The sequence below is a fragment of the Vibrio sp. D173a genome, assembly GCF_030248475.1.
The window spans coordinates 1-673 of record NZ_JAHGAH010000803.1 but is presented as its reverse complement, the minus strand read 5'-3'; the positions used below and the strand labels follow the sequence as shown (position 1 = coordinate 673).

Annotated in this window: 1 protein-coding gene; it reads right to left on the bottom strand. The window is 42.5% G+C overall.

What is annotated here, in order from left to right:
- The coding region (locus KIV40_RS29420) for a glutathione S-transferase family protein (RefSeq protein ID WP_285352783.1) at positions 1-367 on the bottom strand (367 nt) is incomplete at its 3' end.
- Positions 368-673: the final 306 nt, after the last annotated feature.

Here is a 673-nt window from a genome sequence, read left to right as displayed (position 1 = left end):
TTTTTGCGTAGGGAATATCTTCTGGTGCGGCTTTATGGGAGTGGACGGATTGACCTGAGAACGGCCCCAGTCCAGACGCGATAAACATCAGCCAAGAGAGAAGTTCACCTCGGTTTTGTGGTTGGCCTGAAAACAGCCCAGTTTTTTCTGATAGATAAAGCAGGATGGCGTTGGAATCGAAGATGCGCGTGCCATCATCCTCAATCGCTGGTGTTTTGCCATTGGGATTAATTTGACGAAATTCTGGTGTGTGTTGTCCCCCTTTGAGGGTATCAACAGGAACCACTTCATAGGCAAGGCCAGATTCTGCCAGATAAAGTGCAACTTTCATTGGGTTTGGGGTGCGGTGGAAATAAAACTTAATCATCTGTGAACTCCTAGTTCATCGTATGGACGGCACATCCGTGGTTAGATTGACTATAAATCAACCTGAACGGTCGTTCAAATTAAATTTCTAGAATTTTGATTAAGTGAGCTTGATTCCAAGAGTTTGAATAAGGTGAGCTATTGATAAACTTATTGTTATTTGGCGGAAGATAAAAAAACACCGCCATAAAGGCGGTGTAAAGAAATTTGACAGACAGGTCAAAATAAATACAGGAAGTAGATGCCTCGTTTTAGGGGATAGCTAAAACAAAACATTTGGTAGAACTCTACCCAACTCGAAAAGTAC